This window comes from Variovorax endophyticus, assembly GCF_025376855.1.
Classification (GTDB): domain Bacteria; phylum Pseudomonadota; class Gammaproteobacteria; order Burkholderiales; family Burkholderiaceae_C; genus Variovorax.
Window position 1 is genome coordinate 94537 of sequence record NZ_JAHUTH010000012.1, and the last position, 20169, is coordinate 114705.

Annotated in this window: 22 protein-coding genes; 7 read left to right on the top strand and 15 right to left on the bottom strand. The window is 66.7% G+C overall.

Translation table 11 applies throughout. The features are described 5' to 3' along the window. Positions 1–4: 4 nt before the first annotated feature. The 13 genes from KV106_RS17475 to KV106_RS17535 all read right to left on the bottom strand — a co-directional run bounded on the left by KV106_RS17475 (position 5) and on the right by KV106_RS17535 (position 12354). Positions 5–1057 (bottom strand): CobW family GTP-binding protein, encoded by a 1053-nt coding sequence (locus tag KV106_RS17475; RefSeq protein WP_057597015.1) that lies wholly within the window; start codon positions 1055–1057, stop codon positions 5–7. A gap of 121 nt (positions 1058–1178) precedes the next feature. Beyond that, complete coding sequence (locus KV106_RS17480) at positions 1179–2402, bottom strand: class I SAM-dependent rRNA methyltransferase (RefSeq protein WP_261211339.1); 1224 nt, start codon at positions 2400–2402, stop codon at positions 1179–1181. Beyond that, positions 2399–3445, bottom strand: coding sequence for a tyrosine recombinase XerC (locus KV106_RS17485; protein WP_261211340.1), 1047 nt, complete (start codon positions 3443–3445; stop codon positions 2399–2401). The genes KV106_RS17480 and KV106_RS17485 overlap by 4 nt, the downstream gene beginning before the upstream one ends. Beyond that, positions 3429–4088 (bottom strand): YdcF family protein, encoded by a 660-nt coding sequence (locus KV106_RS17490; RefSeq protein ID WP_261211341.1) that lies wholly within the window; start codon positions 4086–4088, stop codon positions 3429–3431. Before KV106_RS17490 ends, KV106_RS17485 begins: the two co-directional genes overlap by 17 nt. Continuing rightward, entirely contained in the window at positions 4085–4786 is a 702-nt protein-coding gene (locus KV106_RS17495; RefSeq protein ID WP_261211342.1) for a DUF484 family protein, read from the bottom strand. Before KV106_RS17495 ends, KV106_RS17490 begins: the two co-directional genes overlap by 4 nt. Continuing rightward, the gene (gene dapF / locus KV106_RS17500) at positions 4783–5658 is read right to left on the bottom strand and encodes a diaminopimelate epimerase (protein ID WP_261211344.1); all 876 of its coding nucleotides are present in this window, start codon (positions 5656–5658) and stop codon (positions 4783–4785) included. Before dapF ends, KV106_RS17495 begins: the two co-directional genes overlap by 4 nt. A 90-nt stretch (positions 5659–5748) precedes the next feature. After that, complete coding sequence (locus KV106_RS17505; protein WP_093353337.1) at positions 5749–6570, bottom strand: alpha/beta fold hydrolase; 822 nt, start codon at positions 6568–6570, stop codon at positions 5749–5751. A 55-nt stretch (positions 6571–6625) separates the two neighbouring features. Continuing rightward, positions 6626–8212, bottom strand: coding sequence for an MFS transporter (locus tag KV106_RS17510; protein WP_261211345.1), 1587 nt, complete (start codon positions 8210–8212; stop codon positions 6626–6628). After that, positions 8205–8603: a DoxX family protein gene (locus KV106_RS17515; RefSeq protein ID WP_261211346.1), complete on the bottom strand. Its 399-nt coding sequence runs from the start codon at positions 8601–8603 to the stop codon at positions 8205–8207. Before KV106_RS17515 ends, KV106_RS17510 begins: the two co-directional genes overlap by 8 nt. 5 nt (positions 8604–8608) lie before the next feature. Next, positions 8609–10516 carry an amidohydrolase gene (locus KV106_RS17520; RefSeq protein ID WP_261211460.1) on the bottom strand — a complete coding sequence of 636 codons (1908 nt, stop codon included), beginning with the start codon at positions 10514–10516 and terminating at the stop codon, positions 8609–8611. A gap of 80 nt (positions 10517–10596) precedes the next feature. After that, entirely contained in the window at positions 10597–10884 is a 288-nt protein-coding gene (locus KV106_RS17525) for a DUF1427 family protein (protein ID WP_057597235.1), read from the bottom strand. A 42-nt stretch (positions 10885–10926) separates the two neighbouring features. Continuing rightward, the gene (locus tag KV106_RS17530; RefSeq protein WP_261211347.1) at positions 10927–11580 is read right to left on the bottom strand and encodes a hydrolase; all 654 of its coding nucleotides are present in this window, start codon (positions 11578–11580) and stop codon (positions 10927–10929) included. A gap of 54 nt (positions 11581–11634) precedes the next feature. After that, the gene (locus tag KV106_RS17535; RefSeq protein ID WP_261211348.1) at positions 11635–12354 is read right to left on the bottom strand and encodes a pirin family protein; all 720 of its coding nucleotides are present in this window, start codon (positions 12352–12354) and stop codon (positions 11635–11637) included. 194 nt (positions 12355–12548) lie between these two features. Here KV106_RS17535 and KV106_RS17540 point away from each other — a divergent pair, with 194 nt between their 5' ends. Then, the gene (locus tag KV106_RS17540) at positions 12549–13466 is read left to right on the top strand and encodes a LysR family transcriptional regulator (protein WP_261211349.1); all 918 of its coding nucleotides are present in this window, start codon (positions 12549–12551) and stop codon (positions 13464–13466) included. Positions 13467–13536: 70 nt separating this feature from the next. After that, a complete protein-coding gene (locus tag KV106_RS17545) occupies positions 13537–13854 on the top strand; it encodes a hypothetical protein (protein WP_261211350.1) in 318 nt (105 codons plus the stop codon). Between the two features lie 24 nt (positions 13855–13878). Here the strand turns inward: KV106_RS17545 and KV106_RS17550 are convergent, their stop codons facing one another. Continuing rightward, the gene (locus KV106_RS17550; RefSeq protein ID WP_261211351.1) at positions 13879–14514 is read right to left on the bottom strand and encodes a 2-hydroxychromene-2-carboxylate isomerase; all 636 of its coding nucleotides are present in this window, start codon (positions 14512–14514) and stop codon (positions 13879–13881) included. 215 nt (positions 14515–14729) lie between these two features. Between KV106_RS17550 and KV106_RS17555 the strand changes: the two genes are divergently transcribed. After that, on the top strand, positions 14730–15578 hold the full coding sequence (locus KV106_RS17555; RefSeq protein ID WP_261211353.1) for an alpha/beta hydrolase: 849 nt from the start codon (positions 14730–14732) through the stop codon (positions 15576–15578). Positions 15579–15643: 65 nt separating this feature from the next. Here KV106_RS17555 and KV106_RS17560 read toward each other — a convergent pair whose 3' ends face one another. Next, positions 15644–15895, bottom strand: a complete 252-nt coding sequence (locus KV106_RS17560; RefSeq protein WP_261211354.1) for a hypothetical protein — start codon at positions 15893–15895, stop codon at positions 15644–15646. Between the two features lie 425 nt (positions 15896–16320). On the opposite strand from KV106_RS17560, the gene KV106_RS17565 reads away from it, so the two are divergent. From KV106_RS17565 to dkgB, 4 genes are all read left to right on the top strand, one after another. Next, entirely contained in the window at positions 16321–17244 is a 924-nt protein-coding gene (locus KV106_RS17565; protein WP_261211355.1) for a DUF4747 family protein, read from the top strand. Beyond that, positions 17241–17867: a hypothetical protein gene (locus KV106_RS17570; protein WP_261211357.1), complete on the top strand. Its 627-nt coding sequence runs from the start codon at positions 17241–17243 to the stop codon at positions 17865–17867. Before KV106_RS17565 ends, KV106_RS17570 begins: the two co-directional genes overlap by 4 nt. A gap of 163 nt (positions 17868–18030) precedes the next feature. Then, positions 18031–19233 carry an MFS transporter gene (locus KV106_RS17575; RefSeq protein ID WP_261211359.1) on the top strand — a complete coding sequence of 401 codons (1203 nt, stop codon included), beginning with the start codon at positions 18031–18033 and terminating at the stop codon, positions 19231–19233. Positions 19234–19348: 115 nt separating this feature from the next. After that, positions 19349–20167 carry a 2,5-didehydrogluconate reductase DkgB gene (gene dkgB, locus KV106_RS17580; RefSeq protein WP_261211361.1) on the top strand — a complete coding sequence of 273 codons (819 nt, stop codon included), beginning with the start codon at positions 19349–19351 and terminating at the stop codon, positions 20165–20167. The last annotated feature ends 2 nt before the right edge of the window (positions 20168–20169 follow it).

The window sequence follows — 20169 nt, forward strand, 5'->3', positions numbered from 1 at the left end:
CAGCTCACACCAGGCACTGCTCGAGCCCCTGCTCGAGGATCTCGCGCGGCAGCTCGATGCCGATGAACACCATGCGGCTCTCGCGCTGCTCGTCCTTGCCCCATTCGGGACCGAGGTCGCTGCCCATCAGCTGGTGCACGCCCTGGAAGATCACCTTGCGCTCGGTGCCCTTCATGTTCAGCACGCCCTTGTAGCGCAGCATGCGCGGGCCGTAGATGTTGACGATCGCGCCCAGGAAGTCTTCCAGCTTGGCCGGGTCGAAGGCGCGGTCGGCCTTGTAGACGAAGCTCTTGACGTCGTCGTCCGTGTGGTGATGGTGGCCGTGGCCCTCGTGCTTGTGCGAGGGATGGTCGCAGTGCTCGCCATGCGCGTGGTCATGGTCGTGATGGTCGTGGTCGTCTTCCTTCAGGAAGTCGGGGTCGATGTCGAGCTTGGCGTTCAGGTTGAAGCCGCGCAGGTCGAAGATGTCCTTGAGCGGCACGTCGCCGAAATGCGCCTTCTGCTGCGGCGCGCGCGGGTTCATGTGCTTGAGGCGATGGATCAGCGCCTCGGTTTCCTCGGCCGACACCAGCTCGCTCTTGCTGATGAAGATCTGGTCGGCGAAGCCCACCTGGCGGCGCGCCTCCTGGCGGTCGTTGAGCTGCTGCGGCGCGTGCTTGGCGTCGACCAGCGTCAGGATCGAGTCGAGCAGGTAGCTCTCGGCGATCTCGTCGTCCATGAAGAAGGTCTGCGCCACCGGGCCGGGATCGGCCAGGCCCGTGGTCTCGATCACCACGCGGTCGAACTCCAGCAGGCCCTGGCGCTTCTTGGCGGCCAGCAGCTGCAGCGCCTCGCGCAGGTCTTCGCGGATGGTGCAGCAGACGCAGCCGTTGCTCATCTGCACGATCTGCTCCTTCGATTCGGTCACGAGGATGTCGCTGTCGATGTTCTCCTCGCCGAACTCGTTCTCGATGACCGCGATCTTCTGGCCGTGGGCCTCGGTCAGGATGCGCTTGAGCAAGGTCGTCTTGCCCGAGCCGAGGAAGCCGGTGAGGATGGTGGCGGGAATCAGGGCCATGGGGTGCTCCGGAAGCGGAAAACGGATGGAATGGATCGGAAAGCGGGAAACTGGCGGGCAGTGTAGCCAGTGCCACTGAGTTGCGTTGCCGCGGGGGCCAAGCCCCCTTCGGCCGGCACGGTCAAGCGGGTTTTCGCACCACCGCCAGCCCCTTGAGGTACTCGCCCTCGGGGAATTCGATGGTCATCGGATGGTCGGGCGCCGCGCCCAGGCGTTCGGCGATGTAGCCGTCCACGCCGGCATCGAGCCCGGCCGAGGCCACGATCTTGTGGAACAGGTCGGCGCCCACGCCACCCGAGCACGAGAAGGTCAGCAGCACCCCGCCCGGCTCGAGCAGCTTGAGCGCGAGCCGGTTGATGTCCTTGTAGGCGCGCGCGGCCCGCTCGGCATGCGCCACCGTCGGCGCGAACTTCGGCGGATCGAGCACGATCGCGTCGAAGCTGCGGCCCTGGTCGAGGAACTCGCGCAGCACGGTGTTGACGTTGGCATCGAGGAACTCGGCCTCGAAGCCGTCGGCCGTCGCGTCGAAGCCGTTGAGCGCCAGGTGGCCGCGCGCGCGCTCGAGCGCCGGCAGCGAGGAATCGACCGACACCAGCGAGGCGCCCTTCACCGCGTCCGCCGCCTTCAGGCCCGCGAGCGCCGCCACCGTGAAGCCGCCCGTGTAGCAGAAGCAGTTGAGCACGCGCCGGAAGCGCCGGTGCCGCGCCATCTCGGCGAAGCGCCGGCGGCTGTCGCGCTGGTCGAGGTAGAAGCCGGTCTTGTGGCCGGTGGCGATGTCGAGCGACAGCTTCCAGTCGTGCTCGCGGATCACGATCTCGGTCGCCTCGTCCTGTCCGCGCAGCCAGCCCGTCACGGGCTTGAGCCCCTCGCGCTCGCGCCCGCTGGCGTCCGAGCGCTCGTAGAGCTTCGACAGGCCCGTCGCCTTCAGCAGCGCATCGGCCAGCACGGCCTTCCAGCGCTCCACGCCGGCCGACAGGAACTGCGCCACCAGCGTGTCGCCGTAGCGGTCCACGATCAGGCCCGGCAGGCCGTCGGCCTCGCCATGCACCAGCCGCACGCCGTCGCTCTGAAGCTCGAACAGGCCGCGCGCCGCGACCGCGCGCGCCACCACCGACGCGAGGAAGGCCGCGTCGATGCGCTGCGTCTCGACGAAGCTCCAGGCACGCGCGCGGATCTTGGAATCGGGGCTGAAGGCCGCCCAGGCGAGGAAGGCACCGTCGTGCGATTCGATGCGCACGGTCTCGCCGGCATCGGCGCCGCCGCGCGCGATGGCGGATTCGAACACCCAGGGATGGCGGCGCTGCAGCGAGCGCTCCTTGCCGGGCTTGAGTCGGAGGGTTTTCATGTTTTCTTGTCGGGAGTTTTCCTGGCGCCACGGCTGCTGCCACTGCCGCCATCGTCGTCGCGGGCCCGCGCGCGCGGATGCGCCGCATCGTAGGCGCGCGCCAGGTGCTGGAAATCGAGCCGCGTGTAGACCTGCGTGGTCGCGATGTTCGCGTGCCCCAGCAGGTCCTGCACCGCGCGCAGGTCGCTGCTCGACTGCAGCACGTGGCTCGCGAAGGAATGGCGCAGCATGTGCGGATGCACCGGCGTCGCGAGGCCGGCCTTGAGGCTGCGCCCGCGCAGCAGCTTCCACACCGCCTGCGAGGACATGCGCACGCCCTTGGCGCTGATGAAGAGCGCCGCCGCCTCGGCCGGCTCGCGCAAGGTGGCGGCCGTGAGCGCCGCGCAGTCGCCGCGCACCGCGAGCCAGGCCGCCAGCGCCTCGATGGCCTTCGAGCCCACCGGCACCATGCGCCGCTTGCTGCCCTTGCCGAGCACGCTGGCCTCGTGGGCGTCCATGTCGATCCAGCCGCGCGCGGTCTGGCTCGCGCGCGCGTCGAGCCCCGTGAGCTCGCTCACGCGCAGGCCGCAGCCGTAGAGCACCTCGACGATCGCGCGGTCGCGGGTCTCGGTCCAGGGGTCGGCCTCGGTGTCGTGCAGCTCGGCCAGCCGCACCGCATCGTCCACGCCCAGCGCCTTGGGCAGCGGGCGGTCGGCCTTGGGCGCGTGCACGTCCTGCACCGGGTTGAAGCCGATCAGCTTCTCGTGCCCGAGCCAGCGGTAGAAGCTGCGCCAGCACGACAGCACCAGCGCGATGCCGCGCGGCTCGCGGCCCGAGCCATGCAGCTGCGCCATCCAGCGGCGCACGTGCGCGGTCTGCACGCGGTCCAGCGGCAGCCCGGCCTCGGCCGCGTTCGCCGCCAGTTCCTTCAGGTGGTAGCTGTAGAGCTCGAGCGTGCGCGCCGACAGCCGGCGCTCCACGCGCACGTACTCCAGGTATTTCTCGATCCAGCCCGAGTCGGCGGGCGGGGCCTCGGCCCCGGCCGCGCTAGAAGAGGTAGCCATGCGCGGCATTGTTCACGACCGCGAGCGGCTCGCGCAATGCGCCCTTGAAGACCATGCCCCAGCGTCGCCAGCAGCTCGAGGGCGCGGCCGCGTACTGCACGTCGAAGGCGCGGTCGAAACCGCTGTTGCGCGCCAGCCGCTTCACGCGCCACAGGTGGTAGGGCTCCGACACCACGATCACGCTGCGCACGCCGGCCGCCTGCAGCATCGGCGTCGACAGCGCGAGGTTCAGCCGCGTCGAGCTCGACACCCGCTCCTGCCGCATCGGCCCGTTGTGGCCCACGGCGCGCGCATGCTGCTCCATCACCTCGGCCTCGATGCGTCCGTCCTCGGTGTCGACGCCGCCCGAGAACAGCAGCTCGCGCACCAGCCCGGCGCGCGCCAGGGCCACGCCCTCGTCGACGCGCCCGGTCAGGCAGGGATTGGGCTTGCCGCGCAGGTAGGCGCGATTGCCGAGCACCAGCGCGGCGTCGGCCGCGCGCTGCGGCGGGTTGGCGAGCGCCTCGCGCGCGCCCTGCCACACCACGGTCCAGGCGGTCGCGTAAACGACCATGCCGACGCCGAACACCGTCCAGGCCGCGATCCGCAGCACGCGCGGCACCCGACGCCACAGGCGCCCCAGCGCCGCGACGGGACGGATCAAGGCCGCAGCCGCGACAGCGCGCCCGAGGCCAGTTCGGCGATGCGCTCGAGGAAGTCGGTGCCCATCTCGGCGTTGAAGCGCTGCGCGTCGGGCGAGGCCAGCACCAGCAGGCCGAAGGCCGGGGCATTGGGCTCGGCACGCAGCGGAATCAGCGAGATCGAGGCCGCGGCATTCGGCTCGGGCAGCCAGTTGGCCGCCTCGAAGCCCGCGTTCAGGCCGCAGTAGGGCGCGGTCAGCGAGGTCGCGAGCGCCTTCACGTCGTCGCTGACCCACTGCGCATAGGCTTCGTTGAGGTATTCGGTGCCGCAGTCCCAGACCTTGATGGCCGTCTGCGGCACCAGGAACAGCGACTGCAGGTCGACCGCGATGCGGTAGGGCAGGCTGCGCGGGTCGCGCGTGGTCAGGAGGCCCGCGGTCCAGCGCTGCAGCCGGTCGGCGATCACCACGTTCTCGGTGCCGTGGCGCACCATGTCCATCACGCGGTGCTCGAGCGCCTTGATCTTCTCGCGCAGCATCTCGGCCTGGCGCTCCTGCAGGCTCACGGCGCGGTTGCCGTGCGGGCTGGTGAGCTGCACCTGCGCCAGCAGCTGGGCATGGCGCTCGAAGAAGTCGGGCGTGTTCGCCAGGTAGTTCGCGATGTCGTCTTCGGTGATCGGGTTCATGGCGTTCGCGTCTTGGTTGTTCGTGAAGGAGGTCATGGCAGGTCCGGCACCTCGATGTCGCCCTCGAACACCGTGGTGGCCGGGCCCGTCATCAGCACCGGCCGGCCCTCGCCCTGCCATTCGATCGTGAGAATGCCGCCGTGCGTCTGCACGTCGACCCGGCGGTCCAGCAGCCCGAGCCGGATGCCCGCCACCACCGCCGCGCAGGCGCCGGTGCCGCAGGCCAGGGTTTCGCCCGCGCCGCGCTCGAACACGCGCAGCTTCACGTGCGTGCGGTCGACCACCTGCAGGAAACCGGCGTTCACGCGCTGCGGAAAGCGCGGATGGTGCTCGATCTGCGGCCCCTGCTCGGCCACGGGCGCGGTCTCGACGTCGTCGACGAGCTGCACCGCGTGCGGGTTGCCCATCGACAGCACCGCTACCGAAACGATAGCGCTCTCGGCCTGCGTGCCCAGCGCCAGGTGCCAGGTATGCCAGCCGCCCTCGGGCTGCGGATCGAGCCCGGCGGTGTCGAAGGGCACGCGCTCGGGTTCGAAGATCGGCGCGCCCATGTCGACCGTCACGCGACCGTCGTCGCCCATGCGCGGCTCGATCACGCCGGCCAGGGTTTCGACGCGCACGGTGTCCTTGTCGGTCAGGCCGTGCTCGCGCACGAAGCGCATGAAGCAGCGCGCACCGTTGCCGCACTGCTCGACCTCGCCGCCGTCGGCGTTGTGGATCACGTACTGGAAGTCGGTGCCCGCGGCGCGCGCGGGCCGCACCGTGAGGATCTGGTCGGCGCCGACGCCGAAATGGCGGTCGGCCAGGAAGCGGTACTGCGCGGCCGTGAGGCCCAGCGTGCCGCGGGTTTCGTCGAGCACGACGAAATCGTTGCCGGCCCCCTGCATCTTGGTAAAGCGGATTCGCATCGACGGATTATCGCCAGCGGCACCGGCCCTGGCGCCAGCGGGCCCAAAGGAAAAACGGCCGGGCGCCGCCGCCGCGCCCGGCCCCCCCGCTCAGCCCTGCACGAAGCCCAGCAGGTCCGCGTTCACACGGTCGCGGTGCGTGGTGCAGGTCGCATGCGGCGCGCCCGCGTACACCTCGAGCCGGCTGCCCGCGATCAGCTCGTGCGCCAGCTTGCCCGTGGCCTCGAAGGGCACGACCTGGTCGTCGTCGCCGTGGATCACCAGCGTGGGCACGTCGATCTTCGCCATGTCGGGGCGGAAGTCGGTCTCGGAGAACGCGGTCACGCAGTCGATCGTCGCCTTCAGCGAGGCCTGCAGCGCGATCTGCAGCGTCTGCTTGAACACGCCCTGCGACACCGCCGCGCCCGGCCGGTTGGTGCCGTAGAAGATGGTGCTGAAGTCGTCGAGGAACTGCGCCCGGTCGGCCGCGAGGCCGGCGCGGATGCCGTCGAACAGCGACTTCTCGGGACCCACCGGGTGGTCGGCCGTCTTCATGAACAGCGGAGTGACCGCGCTGATCAGCGCCAGCTTCGCCACCCGCGCCGAGCCATGGCGCGCGATGTAGCGCGTGACGTCGCCGCCGCCCATCGAGAAGCCCGCGAGCACCACGTTCTTCAGGTCGAGCTTCTCGATCAGCTCGGCGATGTCGTCGGCGAAAGTGTCGTAGTCGAAGCCGGTCCAGGGCTGGCTCGAGCGGCCGAAGCCGCGGCGGTCGAAGGCGATGGCGCGGTAGCCGCGTTCGGCGAAGAACTGCATCTGGCTGTCCCACATGTCGGCGCTCAGGGGCCAGCCGTGGCTGAACAGGATCGGCTGGCCGCTGCCCCAGTCCTTGTAGTAGAGCTCGGTGCCGTCGCGAAGGGTCAGTGTGGTCATGGTTTTTCCTTGGTGAGGGATTGAAAGAAACGGAAGGGGAAAGAAGAAGGAAGGCTCAGAGCGACAGGAAGTGATGCACCTCCGGCTTGCCCGGCCCCGCATGGAAGCGCAGCGCCTCGCCCTGCAGGTCCGCATCGGCCTGCGACACGCGGTGGTGCTGGCGCAGGTGCTCGGCCCACGACTCGACGAGGAACCATTCCATGATCCGTTCCGGGTCGGCCGTGTGCTCGTGCAGGCCCCAGGCATAGGCGCCGTCGCGGCGGCGTTCGAGCGACAGGCGCTTCATCGCGGCCATGAAGGCGGGCCGGTCGTCCTTGCGGATGCGGTACTCGACCTGGATCATCACGGGCCCGCGGTCGTGCGCCACGGGCTCGGCCACCAGCGGCTCGGGCCAGTGGTTCGAGGCCTGCAGGTCGGCCTCGCCCGCGGGCAGCTTCACGCGGTGGAAGATCAATCCCGCCACCACCAGCCCCACCGCGCCCACCACCAGCGTGAACGGCACGCCGATCTGCTGCGCCACCAGGCCCCAGCCCAGGCTGCCCGCGGCCATCGCGCCGTTGAACACCGTGAGGTAGACCGCCAGGCCGCGTCCGCGCACCCAGTTCGGCAGGATCGACTGCGCCACGCTGTTGAGCGTGGTCAGCGCCACGATCCAGCCCAGGCCCAGCACCAGCAGCAGCGCCACGGCCAGCCACTGGGGCGGCGCCAGCACCAGCGCGCCCATCACCGCCGCCGTCAGTACCGAGGCCAGCAGCAGCATGCCGTCGGCATCGAGCCGCTCGCGCATCCGCGGCATCAGCAGCGCGCCGCCGATGGCGCCCGCGCCCACCGCGCCCAGCAGCACGCCGTAGAAGCCGGCGCTGCCGCCGAGCATCTGGCGCGCCACCAGCGGCAGCAACGCCCACACCGAGCTCGCGAACAGGAAGAACACCGCCGCGCGCAGCAGCACCACGTGCAGCTCCTTGCTGGAGCGCGTGTAGCGCAGGCCGGCGCGGAAGGCACCGAGGAAGTTCTCCGACAGCCCGCTGTCGACGGCCGCCGGCCGCTTCCACCACAAGAGCGCCGCGATCACGAACACGTAGCTCAGCACGTCCACGCCGTAGGTCACGGCCGCGCCGAAGCTCGCGAGGATCAGCCCGCCCGCGGCCGGGCCGATCGAGCGCGCGATGTTGATGCCCAGCGAGTTCAGCGCCACCGCGCCCTTGAGGTCCGAGCGCGGCACCAGCTCGGGCACGATCGACTGCCAGGTCGGCCCCATCAGCGCCGCGCCGATGCCGCCCACGAAGGTCAGCGCGATCAGGTACTCGACCGTGAGCGCGCCGGTGTGCGAGAGCACCAGCAGGCTGCCGCTGACCGCCGCCAGCACCAGCTGCACGAAGATCAGGAAGCGGCGCCGGTCGAGGATGTCCGACAGCACGCCGGCCGGGATCGCCAGCAGGAACACCGGCAGCGTTGCCGCGGTCTGGATCAGCGCCACCGCGGTCGGGCTGGCCGAGAGGTCGGTCACCAGCCACGAGCTCGCCACGTCGCGCATGAAGCTGCCGATGTTGCCGAGCACCGTGGCGGCCCACAGCACCGCGAACACCGGCTGGCGCAGCGGGGCGAAGGCGCCGGGCTTGGCGGTCTTGAGGGCTTCAGTCATCGCGGCGTTCCTTGAGGTCGAGCCAGGCCACGAGCACGAAGCCGCCGACCAGTCCCAGGTGTTCGAAGAAGGAGTTGGCGGCCATGAAGCGCTCGTGCCCCAGCGGCATCTCCCAGAAGCGCAGCGCGACGAAGGTCGCCATCAGCGTGAAGCCCGCCAGCGCGAGCGCGCCGAGCCAGCGCCAGATGCCCGCGAGGATCAGCGCCGCGGCGCCGAGCTCGAGCACGATCACCGCCGCGGCCAGCGGGCCGGCCGGCGCCAGGCCGAAGTGGTTCATCTCGGCGATCGCCGCGTCGAAGTCCATCGCCTTGTTGAGCCCGCCCTGCAGGTAGGCCGCGCACAACAGCAGCAAGGCGATCCAGCGCACGGCCGAAGAAGTGGTCCAGCGCATCGCCATCACACCGCCCAGCAGGCGCAGCCCAACGCGCCCCAGAAGCTCTTGAGGTCGGCGATCGGCAGCTTGCTGCTCCAGGCCGTCGCGTGGCTGTGACCATGCACGTTGCAATTGTTCGCGCAGCCGCAGGATGCCGCCGCGTTGCGCATGACCTTCTGCATCGGCGCGCCCTCGGCACCGTGCACGCCCTGGGTGTCGGCCCAGCCGGCATAACCGCCGAAGGTACGCGCCGGCGACCAGTCGGGCATCGCGGGCGGCGGCGCGCCCTCGTCGAGCGACGCGAAGCGCCCGGCGCCATAGACCACCTTGCCGCCCACCATCGTCAGCAGCGCCGTGATGTCGGCGATCTCCGATTCGGCGCAGCCGAAGTAGTCGCGGTCGGGCACCACCAGGTCGGCGAGCTGGCCGGCCTGGATGCGGCCCTTCTTGCCCTCCTCGTTCGAGAACCAGGTGACGTTCTCGGTCCACATGCGCAGCGCGCCCTCGCGGTCGAGGCAGTTGCGCTGCGGGTAGAGCTGCATGCCGCCCACCGTCTTGCCCGTGACCAGCCACGACAGCGACACCCACGGGTTGTAGGAAGCCACGCGCGTCGCGTCGGTGCCGGCCGAGACCTTGAGCCCGCGCTCCAGCATCTTCTTGACCGGCGGAGTGGCCTCGGCCGCGCCCGCGCCGTAGCGCTCGACGAAGTACTCGCCCTGGTAGGCCATGCGGTGCTGCACCGCCACGCCACCGCCGAGCGCGGCGATGCGGTCCATCGATTCCTCGGAGATCGTCTCGGCATGGTCGAAGAACCAGTTCAGGCCGGCCAGCGGCGTGTCCTTGTTGACCTTCTCGAACACGTCGAGCGAGCGGCTGATGGTCTCGTCGTAGGTCGCGTGCATGCGCCAGGGCCAGCGGTTCTGCGCCAGGATGCGCACCACCTCCTCGAGCTCGCCTTCCATCTCGGGGCCCATCTCGGGCCGCGGCTCGCGGAAGTCCTCGAAGTCGGCGGCCGAGAACACCAGCATCTCGCCCGCGCCGTTGTGGCGGAAGTAGTCGTCGCCCTGCTTGTACCTGGAGGTCCTGGTCCAGTTCAGGAAGTCGGCCTTCTCCTCCTTGGCCTTCTGCGTGAACAGGTTGTAGGCCAGGCGGATCGTGAGCTGCCCGTCGTCGGCCAGCTTCTGGATCACCGCGTAGTCGTCGGGATAGTTCTGGAAGCCGCCGCCCGCGTCGAGCGCGCCGGTCACGCCCAGGCGGTTGAGCTCGCGCATGAAGTGGCGCGTGGAATTGAGCTGGTAGTCGAAGGGCAGCTTCGGCCCCTTGGCCAGGGTGGCGTAGAGGATCGCGGCATTGGGCTTGGCCAGCAGCAGGCCGGTCGGGTTGCCCGCGGCATCGCGCACGATCTCGCCGCCGTGCGGCGCCGGCGTGTCCCTGGTGTAGCCCACGGCGCGCAGCGCGGCGCCGTTGAGCAGCGCGCGGTCGTACAGGTGCAGGATGAACACCGGCGTGTCGGGCGCCACCGCGTTGAGTTCGGCGATGGTCGGCAGCCGCTTCTCCACGAACTGGTGCTCGGTGAAGCCGCCCACCACGCGCACCCATTGCGGCGCCGGCGTGATCGCCACCTGGCGCTTGAGCATGTTCATCGCGTCGGCCAGGCTCCTCACGCCGTCCCAGCGCAGCTCCATGTTGTAGTTGAGGCCGCCGCGGATGATGTGCAGGTGGTTGTCGATCAGCCCCGGCAGCACGCGCTGGCCTTGCAGGTCGATCACGCGGGTGCTCGGGCCGGCCAGCGGCAGCACGTCTTCGGCGCGGCCCACGCGGGTGTAGCGGCCGTCCTTGATGGCCACGGCGTCGGCCGTGGGGTTGGCGCGGTCCAGCGTGGTGAAGCGGCCGTTGCGCAGGATGAGGTCGGGGGTCTGGGTGTTGGCCATGGTCGGGGTGGATGCGAGGGAGGTGGCGGCGAAGGCGCCGAGGGCGCCCAGGAGCTGGCGGCGTTGCGGGTCGGGGGTGCTCATGCATCGCTCCTGTCGGACGAGTGGGCGGCGGTCTTCGCCGCTTCGGGCTGCACGCACTTCGGCAGTTCGCCGAACACGTGCGGCTTGACCTGGTGATGCAGCCACGAGGTGGCCGCGGGCCGCTCGAACACCTGCCGCACCAGCGGCGGGAGCTGCTCGCCGAGCAGGATGCCGAGCAGGCCGACCAGCGCGATCACCGGCGGCGCCGGCGAGCGCACCTGGAACAGCGCGTAGATCACGCCGACCAGCAGGCCCAGCGCAAGGGAGACGACATAGGGCTTCATGGCCGGCGCTCTCTGTTCGTTGTTGCGTTCGTTGCCGGAGGCTCAGCCTTCGTGGGCGCCGAACATGCTCTTGGCGTAGTTGATGCCGATGCCGTAGGCGCCGCCCACCTTCTTCGCGATGCCGGTCGTGAGTTCGTAGGTCTCGCCGCGCGCCCAGTCGCGCTGCAGCTCGAGCAGGTACTGCAGCGAGGTCATCGGCCGCGCGCCGGCCTGCACCATGCGCTGCATCGCGCGCTCGTGCGCCTCGGCCGACACGTCGCCGCAGGCATCGGCGATCACGTAGACCTCGAAGCCCTGGTCCAGCGCCGACAGCGCCGGGCCCACGATGCACACGCTGGTCCACAGGCCCGCGAGCACGATGCGCGGCTTGCCGATCTGGTTCACGCGCTCGATCACGGCCGCGTCCTCCCAGGTGTTCATCGAGGTGCGGTCCAGCATCTTCTGGTCGGGGAAGGCGGCGGTGATCTCGTCGAACATCGGGCCCGAGAAGCTCTTCTCGGCCACGGTCGTGAGGATGGTCGACACGCCGAAGCCTGCCGCCGCCTGCGCCACCAGCGCGGCGTTGTTGCGCAGGTTCACCGCGTCGATCGAGTGCGTGGCGAAGGCCATCTGCGACTGGAAGTCGATCATCACCAGCGTGTGGTCGGTGGGGGTCAGCAGGGTGGCGCCGGCGGTGGGGGTGGCTTTGATGGACATGGGAAGACTCCTGAAAAAACGAGGTTGGGAAAACAAAGAGGGGGAAAAAAGAAATCAGAGCGCCGGCAGCTCGTTCGGCCGCAGGTCGAACACCAGCACCTCGGCGTCGTCGCCGTTGGAAAAATCGAGCTGCTGCGCGAGCCGGATGCGGGCGCCGTCGCCCTCGGCCATGCGCTGGCCGTTCACGTCCACGCTGCCGCGGGCCACGTGCACATAGGCATAGCGGTCGGCGGCCAGTTGCAGCGAGGCGGTCTCGGCGCCGTCGAACAGGCCGGCGTAGACGCGGGCGTCCTGGTGCACCGCGAGCGAACCCTGGTCGCCGTCGGGCGAAATGATCAGCCGCAGCCGGCCGCGCTTTTGCTCGGCGTCGAAGTGCACCTGCTGGTAGCGCGGTGCCACGCCGCGCGCACCGGGCACGATCCAGATCTGCAGGAAATGCACCGGGTCCACGGCCGAGGCGTTGAACTCGCTGTGCCGCACGCCCGTGCCGGCGCTCATCATCTGCACGTCGCCCGGATGGATCACCGAGCCCGTGCCCATCGAGTCCTTGTGTTCGAGCGCGCCTTCGAGCACGTACGAAAAGATCTCCATGTCGCGGTGCGGATGGGTGCCGAAGCCGCGGCCCGGCGTCACGCGGTCGTCGTTGATCACCAGCAGGTCGGAGAAGCCCTGCTGCTGCGCGTCGTGGTAGTGGCCGAAGGAGAAGGTGTGGCGCGACTGGAGCCAGCCGAAATTGGCGGTTCCACGGTCGGTGGCGGCGCGAAGTTCCAACATGGTTGATGACCTTTCGATGACAGTTTTGATCGATGTGATTCACAATCGCTTTCGGGGCTCATCCCCTAGGCATGGATCAATCATCGCGGGCCGAAACCCGGTCATCGGCGAAACTTTTCAGCCTCTATGATCGAAGTTTTCGATCATCTATTTCGATCGTTCAACCTTCGTACTCATCCACAGGAATACGCCCCGTGCTCAAGCTCAGCCTGGAAGCCATCGAGGTCGTCGACGCCATTGCGCGCCACGGCTCCTTCGCGGCCGCCGCCACGCGCCTGAACAAGGTGCCCTCGACCATCTCGTACGCCGTGGGCAAGCTCGAGGAGCAGCTCGGCATGCTGCTGTTCGAGCGCAACGGCCCGCGCGTCACCCTCACCGCCGCGGGCGAGGAAATGCTCAAGGAAGGCCGCTGGCTGCTGAGCGCCGCGAGCGACCTCGAATCGCGCATGCGCCAGATCGCCACCGGCTTCGAGTCCGAGCTGCGGCTGGTGCACGACTCGCTGATTCCCACCCAGGCGCTGATCGGCGACGTGCGCGCCTTCGAGGACCTGCGCTGCGGCACCCGGCTGCGCATCGGCTGCGAGGCGCTCACCGGCACCTGGGAAGCGCTGCGCGAGGGCCGCGCCGACATCGTCATCGCCGCCGGCGAAGGCCCGGCCGGCGGCGGCTACCAGGCCACGCAGGTCGGCAGCCTCGAGTTCGCCTTCTGCGTCGCGCCCACCCATCCGCTCACGCGCATCGGCCGAGCGCTGCAGCGCGGCGACCTGCTCGAGCACAACGCCATCGTGGTGGGCGACAGCGCGCGCACCCTGTCGGACCGCACCGTCGGCCTGCTGGCCGGGCAGCCGCGCATCACCGTGCCCTCGATGGTCGCCAAGATCGCCTGCCAGCTCGAGGGCCTGGGCCACGGCTACCTGCCGCGCGCCTGCATCGCGCTCGAGCTCGCGCGCGGCACCCTGGTCGAGCTGCCCACCGAGGAGCCGCGCCCGCCCGAGGCCTTCTGGCTCGCGTGGAAGACCGGCGCCAAGGGCCAGGCCCTGCGCTGGTGGCGCGAGCGGCTCAACCGCGTGCTGGTGCCGGCGCTGCTGCCGCGCTCGATGTGGGTGCAATGAGCCGATGGCCGACACGCATGCGGCATGAGCGGCCTTCGCGCGCAAGCGGTTTCAGGGGAGGATCGGCACCATGAGGACACGGATCGTGCTGCGCCGCGACAGCGGCTTCATGGATTTCACGCGCAAGTACAAGGTGCTGATCGACGGCGAGGAGGCTGGCACCATCGGCAACGGCGGCCGCTTCGAGACCGAGGTCGAGGCCGGCTCGCACACCCTGCAGCTGCGCATCGACTGGTGCAGCTCGAACCTGCTGGAGTTCTTCGCGCCCGAGGGCGGCCAGCTCGGCCTCGAGTGCGGTTCCAACCTGCGCGGGCGCAACATCTGGAAGGCCAGCCGCCTGCTCGACGAGGCGCCCGAGGCGTGGATCTGGCTGCGGCTCGCGGCCTGAGCCCTGCCCGCCTTGCCGGGGGCCTCAGCCCGCCGCGCGCAGCTTGTCGAGCGCCCGGTCGAGAAAGCCCAGGCGGTCCTGTCCCCAGAAGCGCTCGTCGCCGAGGATGAAGGTCGGCGCCCCGAACACCCCGAGCTCCACCGCCTCCGCGCTGTTGGCACGGTACACGGCCAGCACCTCGGCCGACTGCTCCATCGCCTGCAGGGTCGCGCCGTCGTAGCCGTTCTCGTCGGCTACCGCGATGCGCACCGCGGCTTCCGACGTGTCGCGCTCCTCGGCCCACAGCGCGCGCAGCAGCGCATGCGAGAGCTGCAGCGCATCGAGCCCCTGCAGCTGCGCCGCGATCACCATCCAGCCCGCGTACTTGTTCCAGTTGGGATCGCTCGGCGCACCCTTCGGGTAGTGCGCCGGCTCCAGGTTCAGCGGCATGCCGAGGTAGTCGCGCCAGCGCGCCAGCTCGAGCGCGTGGTACGTGCGGCGCGGCTCGGGCCGCGTCTTCAGCGGAATGCCGCCGGTCTGCGGCACCACCGCCTGGAAGTCGTAGGGCTTGAGCGCCAGCCGCACGTGGTGGCGGCGCACGATGTCCTGCAACTGCGGGCCACCGAGGTAGGCCCAGGGCGAGGAAAGGCTGTAGAAGCAGTCGAGGGCAAGGGTCGTCATGGGGCCGGATTATCTGCAGCGCCCTGGCGCCCGGCGTCAGCGCAAGCCGACAAAAGCCGGCGTCGCGCGGCGCCGTGCTCCACATCACGCAGCCAACCTCGCCGTACATCGTCGAACACCGTCATACACCGCGCTACGCGCTGTCTTCCCAACGCGGCGAAACTATCGCCTTCCCGCCCGCATCACACATGCCGGCCTTTTTCTCGGGAGCCCCTTTGCCCTCATACAACACCAACGCAAGAATCGCCCGCTTCGCCCTGTCGACCTCGGCCGCCGTCATCGGCAGCCTCGCCGCCTACTGGACCCTGCTGGCCACGCGCCAGGGCCACATCCTCTTCAATGCCCGCAAGCGGCCCGTGGTGCATCTGTCGGAAGACTTCTCCACCTACTCGCACCCCGTGCCCGGCGGCATGGTGCGCGGCTACGTCTACCACCCGCAGGGCGAAGCAGCCGTGCAGGACCTCTTCCTCTACCTGGCCGGCCGCGGCGAAGACGTGCGCGTGACCGCCCAGGCCCTGCACTGGCTGCCCGAGGGCTTCGGCATGGCCGCCATCAACTACCGCGGCGTGGCCGATTCGCAGGGCAGCCCGTCAGAGGTCGCCTCGGTGGCCGACGCCGAACAGTTCGCGCGCCACCTGCGCCGCGCCTTCCCGCAGGCGCGCCTGCACGTCGTCGGCCGCAGCCTCGGCACCGGTGTCGCCATCCAGCTGTCGGCACGCCAGCCCTTCGAGAGCCTGCAGCTCGTGACGCCTTACGACTCCATGCTCGAAGTGGCGAAGAAGCGCTTTCCGCTCGTGCCGCTGTCGCTGCTGCTGCGCCATCGCTTCGATTCGATCGAGCACAGCAAGGAGGTCGCCGCCAAGACCCAGGTGCTGCTGGCCGAGCGCGACGACGTCGTGCTGCACGAACGCTCGCAGAAGCTCATCGACGCCTGGCCCACGCCCGTGAGCGTGAAGACCGTGGCGAACTCCGACCACCACAACATCATGGGGCTGGAGGAAACCTGGCTGCGGCTGATCGACTTCGCGTTGACGTCGGTGTTGCCGGAGCCGATGGCGGCTTGAGTTGGCGCCTCGCCGATTGGTCGAATACGTGAAAGCCGCCGGTTCTGCCGGCGGCTTTTTTCATTTCATGGCGCGGCGATGGCCGGGGTCGGGGGTTGGCTCGCGTCTTCGATCGCCCCGCGCAGCGTGAGGGCCGCGGCGTGGATCGTGTCGATGCGAGACATCAGGGCTTGGTTGAGCAGGTACAGCAAGGCGCTGAGCTCGGTGCGGGTGGGGGCGAGGGTTTCGCAGTCCTGGAGGTCGGCGGGTGCCACCAGCTTTTCCAGCGCGGTGTAGGCCCGGAGGACTTCGTTGAGGTGGTCGGCGTCGTCGCACATTTGGAGTGCGAGGTCGCTTGAGGCGAGACGAACGGATGTCGAGAGATCAGAAGATCGTGCGCAAGCACAAAGGTACTCTGCCATTTGATGGACTCCAAGTTTTGCAGAGCTTCATCAGGCTTCCAAACCCGGCTGCATCCCTGATGCAACTGCGGAAGCTTATCCCTTCTTTCACGGAGATTCCGTTCTGGCCTCCCAAATTGAAACGACTCGCGAACTATGCCCTTCATCTCAACACTCTAAGCCCTAGTTTTTCAGCCCTCCAAACTTCAGTAACTCCTCTTAAGTTTTGTCCGAACGTTAAGTGGTCACCCCAGCACAAACCCTATTGCATCTCTCCGATCTACAGGATCAAGCCGTCAGGAATAAAAAAGTTTCACAATGTATCTTTTTGGTGCATGATGGTCACTTCGACTGGAGGAGCAATGACAAAGTTTTTTGTATACAACGTTCAACTTTTGCCCACATCTACTAAAGTAGAAGATGTGGGTCCTGCGGGGTATAAGAGGCTCTTTTCACTCTTGCGTGAAACAAATCGCAAGCACCGAAAAGAACAAACCCTTCCATTATTTCATTTCAAGCTATCTGCAGATACATTTTTTGGTCCTGCCGAGTTCAATTTTGGCGCCGGATTTGTATCGGGCAATTTTATTAAATACACCCGAACAAACATTGTTAGCGACATAAATAGAGGAAAAGCCGTATACGTCAATAAAACTCGAGCCACAACCGTGTCTCGACAAGCGAATATACCCTTCTTATTTGACTCAAAGCACCACTATCTTGCAATTGAAGGTGATGTGGTACTTAGCCCGGCGATCATGATCAAGGCACTCCATGGCTTCTTCAAAGAAGCCATGAGCAATAGCTTTCCCGCACACGAACTTCACATTAATCTACTTTCAGCACAAGAAGACATTGAACAAGTTTTAAATTCCGCCACAGCTTTTAAAAAAATAACCCTCGACGTCACATTTCAAAATGGCGGACATAATACTCAAGAGTTTTTGGCAGACCTGCGTGAATCGCGAACTCAAAAGCTTCATGTAGAGGCTTCCGGCGGGGATGGGAAAATCGCCAAAATGCCTGACTTTCTGTCCTCAATGGTTAGAGCCGCAGCATTAGTTGGAACTCTTCATATGACCTACTATGTCAGTTCAACGGCAAAAAAGCAAACGTACAACTCCCTCAATTCGCCATTAACTTTCATCGTTAGGCGGAGCGCAAACGATGATGACGCGTCCTATCTCAAGCGAGTAAAAACAAAGCTCCTTCGAGCAACCAACAAGGCCGAAATCGATGCAACAGAGTCAAAAATAGATATTTCTGCAGCGGAGCCGGATGAATGATTTATAAACACCTAGTCAAAATACCCATCCTGGGCTCATTGCTCGCCATCACCAATGCGTACGTTTTCAATGGTGATTTCGCCTCCGATCGAAAGTTCGCACCCCTTTTAATGTGGGCGAAATTGCTGCCTTGTATTATTTTTTCCATCGGACTAACTGTGCTCACTATCTTTGCCCCTTGTATTGCAATAGACAATAAATTCCCACAATGTGGATTGGGCAAAGATAGTTTTGTCTCTAGTGGAGGAGCCCTTAGCACGGCCATTCTTCCGACCATACTCGGCTTCGGAATTGGCGTCTACGCTTTAATATTTTCACTTTCCAAGAAATTTGTACGTCTTTTTCATGAAAAATCAAGAATGGCGCAAAAAGACGGAAGAAAAATATCCGTATTAACAATTAATGCAGACATCGCCTATCCACTAATCTCAATTGTTTTTTCAATTCTAATTGGCCTAATTCAACAACGATTCCCAACTATGCTATGGCTTTCGGCATTAGCATGGATGTCTTTGTGGTATTCAATGTTGATGACGTTGGAAATTATTGGCACTATTTATAGACTTGGAGAGCATTCGCTTCTCGATAAGGTGGATGAAGATGATGACCATAGCTGGTCCTAGTCGGAGTCATAAACCATCTACAACCCAGAAAATCCCCGCCAAAATCTCTAATTTATATAGAACTGATTACAATTGACTTTCAGTCAACTATCTTATTCTCTGCATCTAGTTAATTTGCAAGAATAATCGCGAGACACTCCTCCCATCCAAGAAGGAGTGCCCCATGCCCATCGCCCTACTAGCGCTGACCCTCAGCGCCTTCGCCATCGGAACGACAGAGTTCGTCATCGTTGGCCTCATCCCCACGGTCGCCGCCGATCTAGGCATCGGCCTTCCCTCCGCCGGCCTGCTGGTCAGCCTCTATGCACTGGGCGTGGCCATCGGCGCGCCGGTGCTCACCGCGCTCACGGGCAAGCTGCCGCGCAAGGCGCTGCTGCTGGGCCTGATGGCGCTGTTCACGGTCGGCAACCTGCTGGCCTGGAAGGCGCCGAGCTACGAGACGCTGGTGGCCGCGCGCATCCTGACGGGGCTGGCGCACGGGGTGTTCTTCTCGATCGGCTCGACCATCGCCACCGGCCTGGTGCCCAAGGAAAAGGCGGCCAGCGCGATCGCGATCATGTTCACGGGCCTCACGGTGGCGCTGGTCACGGGCGTGCCGCTGGGCACCTTCATCGGGCAGCACTTCGGCTGGCGTGAAACCTTCCTCGCGGTGTCGGCGCTCGGCGTGATCGCCTTCGTGGGCAGCTGGATCTTCGTGCCCAACGACATCCGCCACACGGCGCCGGCCTCGCTGGCGCAGCAGGCCAAGGTGCTGGCCGAGCCGCGCCTGTTGCTCGTGTATGCCAAGACGGCCATCGGCTACGGCGGCTCGTTCATTCCCTTCACCTTTCTCGCGCCGATCCTCACCGACGTGGCCGGCTTCAGCGCGGGCGCGGTGGGCTGGGTGATGCTGGTCTACGGCGTGTCGGTGGCGGTGGGCAACATCTGGGGCGGCAAGCTGGCCGACCGGCTGGGCCCGATCCCGGCGCTGAAGATCATCTTCGCGCTGCTGGCCGCGGTGCTGCTGCTGTTCAACTTCGCGGCGCCGCACAAGTGGTTTGCCGTGGTGGCGGTGCTGCTGTGGGGCGCGGTGGCCTTCGGCAACGTGCCGGGCCTGCAGGTCTACGTGGTGAAGCAGGCCGAACGCTTCACGCCGCAGGCGGTCGACGTGGCCTCGGGCCTGAACATCGCGGCCTTCAACCTCGGCATTGCCGGCGCGGCCTGGGCCGGCGGCCTGATCGTCACGCACCTCGGCCTGATGCACACGCCCTGGATCGGCGCGCTGGTGGTGCTGGTGTCGCTGGCGCTCACGCAGTGGAGCGGCGTGCTCGACCGCCGCGGCGGCATCCCGGTGCGCGCCTCGGGGCCGGTGCCGGTCGGACACTGAGGCGCGGTGCGCGCCTGCGCCGCGCGACGAGGGCGCGGCGTCTTCTCCCTTCTTTCACCTTCATTCATCGATCGATCGATTCGACGTACGTAACTTCTCAACCAAGGACCCCACCATGAGCAACGACAACACCCCCATCCCCGCCTTCGGCCTCGGCACCTTCCGCCTCAAGGGCCAGGTGGTCATCGACTCGGTGAAGACCGGCCTCGAGCTCGGCTACCGCACCATCGACACGGCCCAGATCTACGGCAACGAAGCCGAGGTGGGCCAGGCCATCGCCGAAAGCGGCGTGGCGCGCAACGAGCTCTTCATCACCACCAAGATCTGGACCGACAACTACGCCAGCGACAAGCTGGTGCCCAGCCTCAAGGACAGCCTCGCGAAGCTGCGCACCGATCACGTCGACCTGACGCTGATCCACTGGCCCTCGCCCGGCAACGCGGTGCCGGTGGCCGAGTTCATGGGCGCGCTGGCCGAGGCCAAGGCGCAGGGGCTCACGAAGCACATCGGCGTGTCGAACTTCAACATCGCGCTGATGAAGGAAGCCATCGCGGCCGTGGGCGCGGCGCAGATCGCCACCAACCAGGTCGAGCTGCACCCCTACCTGCAGAACCGCAAGCTGGCCGAGTTCGCGAAGAGCCAGGGCATCCACATCACCTCGTACATGACACTGGCCTACGGCAAGGTCATCAACGACCCCGCGATCGAGGCAATTGCCAAGGCGCACGGCGCGACCACGGCGCAGGTGGTGCTGGCCTGGGCGATGCAGTTGGGCTATGCGGTGATTCCGTCGTCGACCAAGCGCGCGAACCTCGAGAGCAACCTCAAGGCACAGCAGCTTCGGCTCAGCGATGCGGAGATGGCGCAGATCGCGGCGCTCGACCGTGGCGAGCGGCTGACGGATCCGGCCGGGCTGTCGCCGGCGTGGGATTAAGG

Coding starts and splice junctions, on each gene's coding strand:
- KV106_RS17475 (WP_057597015.1), bottom strand. CDS start 1,057: ATGGCCCTGATTCCCGCCACCATCCTCACCGGCTTCCTCGGCTCGGGC.
- KV106_RS17480 (WP_261211339.1), bottom strand. CDS start 2,402: ATGAAAACCCTCCGACTCAAGCCCGGCAAGGAGCGCTCGCTGCAGCGC.
- KV106_RS17485 (WP_261211340.1), bottom strand. CDS start 3,445: ATGGCTACCTCTTCTAGCGCGGCCGGGGCCGAGGCCCCGCCCGCCGAC.
- KV106_RS17495 (WP_261211342.1), bottom strand. CDS start 4,786: ATGACCTCCTTCACGAACAACCAAGACGCGAACGCCATGAACCCGATC.
- dapF (WP_261211344.1), bottom strand. CDS start 5,658: ATGCGAATCCGCTTTACCAAGATGCAGGGGGCCGGCAACGATTTCGTC.
- KV106_RS17505 (WP_093353337.1), bottom strand. CDS start 6,570: ATGACCACACTGACCCTTCGCGACGGCACCGAGCTCTACTACAAGGAC.
- KV106_RS17510 (WP_261211345.1), bottom strand. CDS start 8,212: ATGACTGAAGCCCTCAAGACCGCCAAGCCCGGCGCCTTCGCCCCGCTG.
- KV106_RS17515 (WP_261211346.1), bottom strand. CDS start 8,603: ATGCGCTGGACCACTTCTTCGGCCGTGCGCTGGATCGCCTTGCTGCTG.
- KV106_RS17520 (WP_261211460.1), bottom strand. CDS start 10,516: ATGGCCAACACCCAGACCCCCGACCTCATCCTGCGCAACGGCCGCTTC.
- KV106_RS17525 (WP_057597235.1), bottom strand. CDS start 10,884: ATGAAGCCCTATGTCGTCTCCCTTGCGCTGGGCCTGCTGGTCGGCGTG.
- KV106_RS17530 (WP_261211347.1), bottom strand. CDS start 11,580: ATGTCCATCAAAGCCACCCCCACCGCCGGCGCCACCCTGCTGACCCCC.
- KV106_RS17535 (WP_261211348.1), bottom strand. CDS start 12,354: ATGTTGGAACTTCGCGCCGCCACCGACCGTGGAACCGCCAATTTCGGC.
- KV106_RS17545 (WP_261211350.1), top strand. CDS start 13,537: ATGAGGACACGGATCGTGCTGCGCCGCGACAGCGGCTTCATGGATTTC.
- KV106_RS17550 (WP_261211351.1), bottom strand. CDS start 14,514: ATGACGACCCTTGCCCTCGACTGCTTCTACAGCCTTTCCTCGCCCTGG.
- KV106_RS17560 (WP_261211354.1), bottom strand. CDS start 15,895: ATGTGCGACGACGCCGACCACCTCAACGAAGTCCTCCGGGCCTACACC.
- KV106_RS17565 (WP_261211355.1), top strand. CDS start 16,321: ATGACAAAGTTTTTTGTATACAACGTTCAACTTTTGCCCACATCTACT.
- KV106_RS17570 (WP_261211357.1), top strand. CDS start 17,241: ATGATTTATAAACACCTAGTCAAAATACCCATCCTGGGCTCATTGCTC.
- KV106_RS17575 (WP_261211359.1), top strand. CDS start 18,031: ATGCCCATCGCCCTACTAGCGCTGACCCTCAGCGCCTTCGCCATCGGA.
- dkgB (WP_261211361.1), top strand. CDS start 19,349: ATGAGCAACGACAACACCCCCATCCCCGCCTTCGGCCTCGGCACCTTC.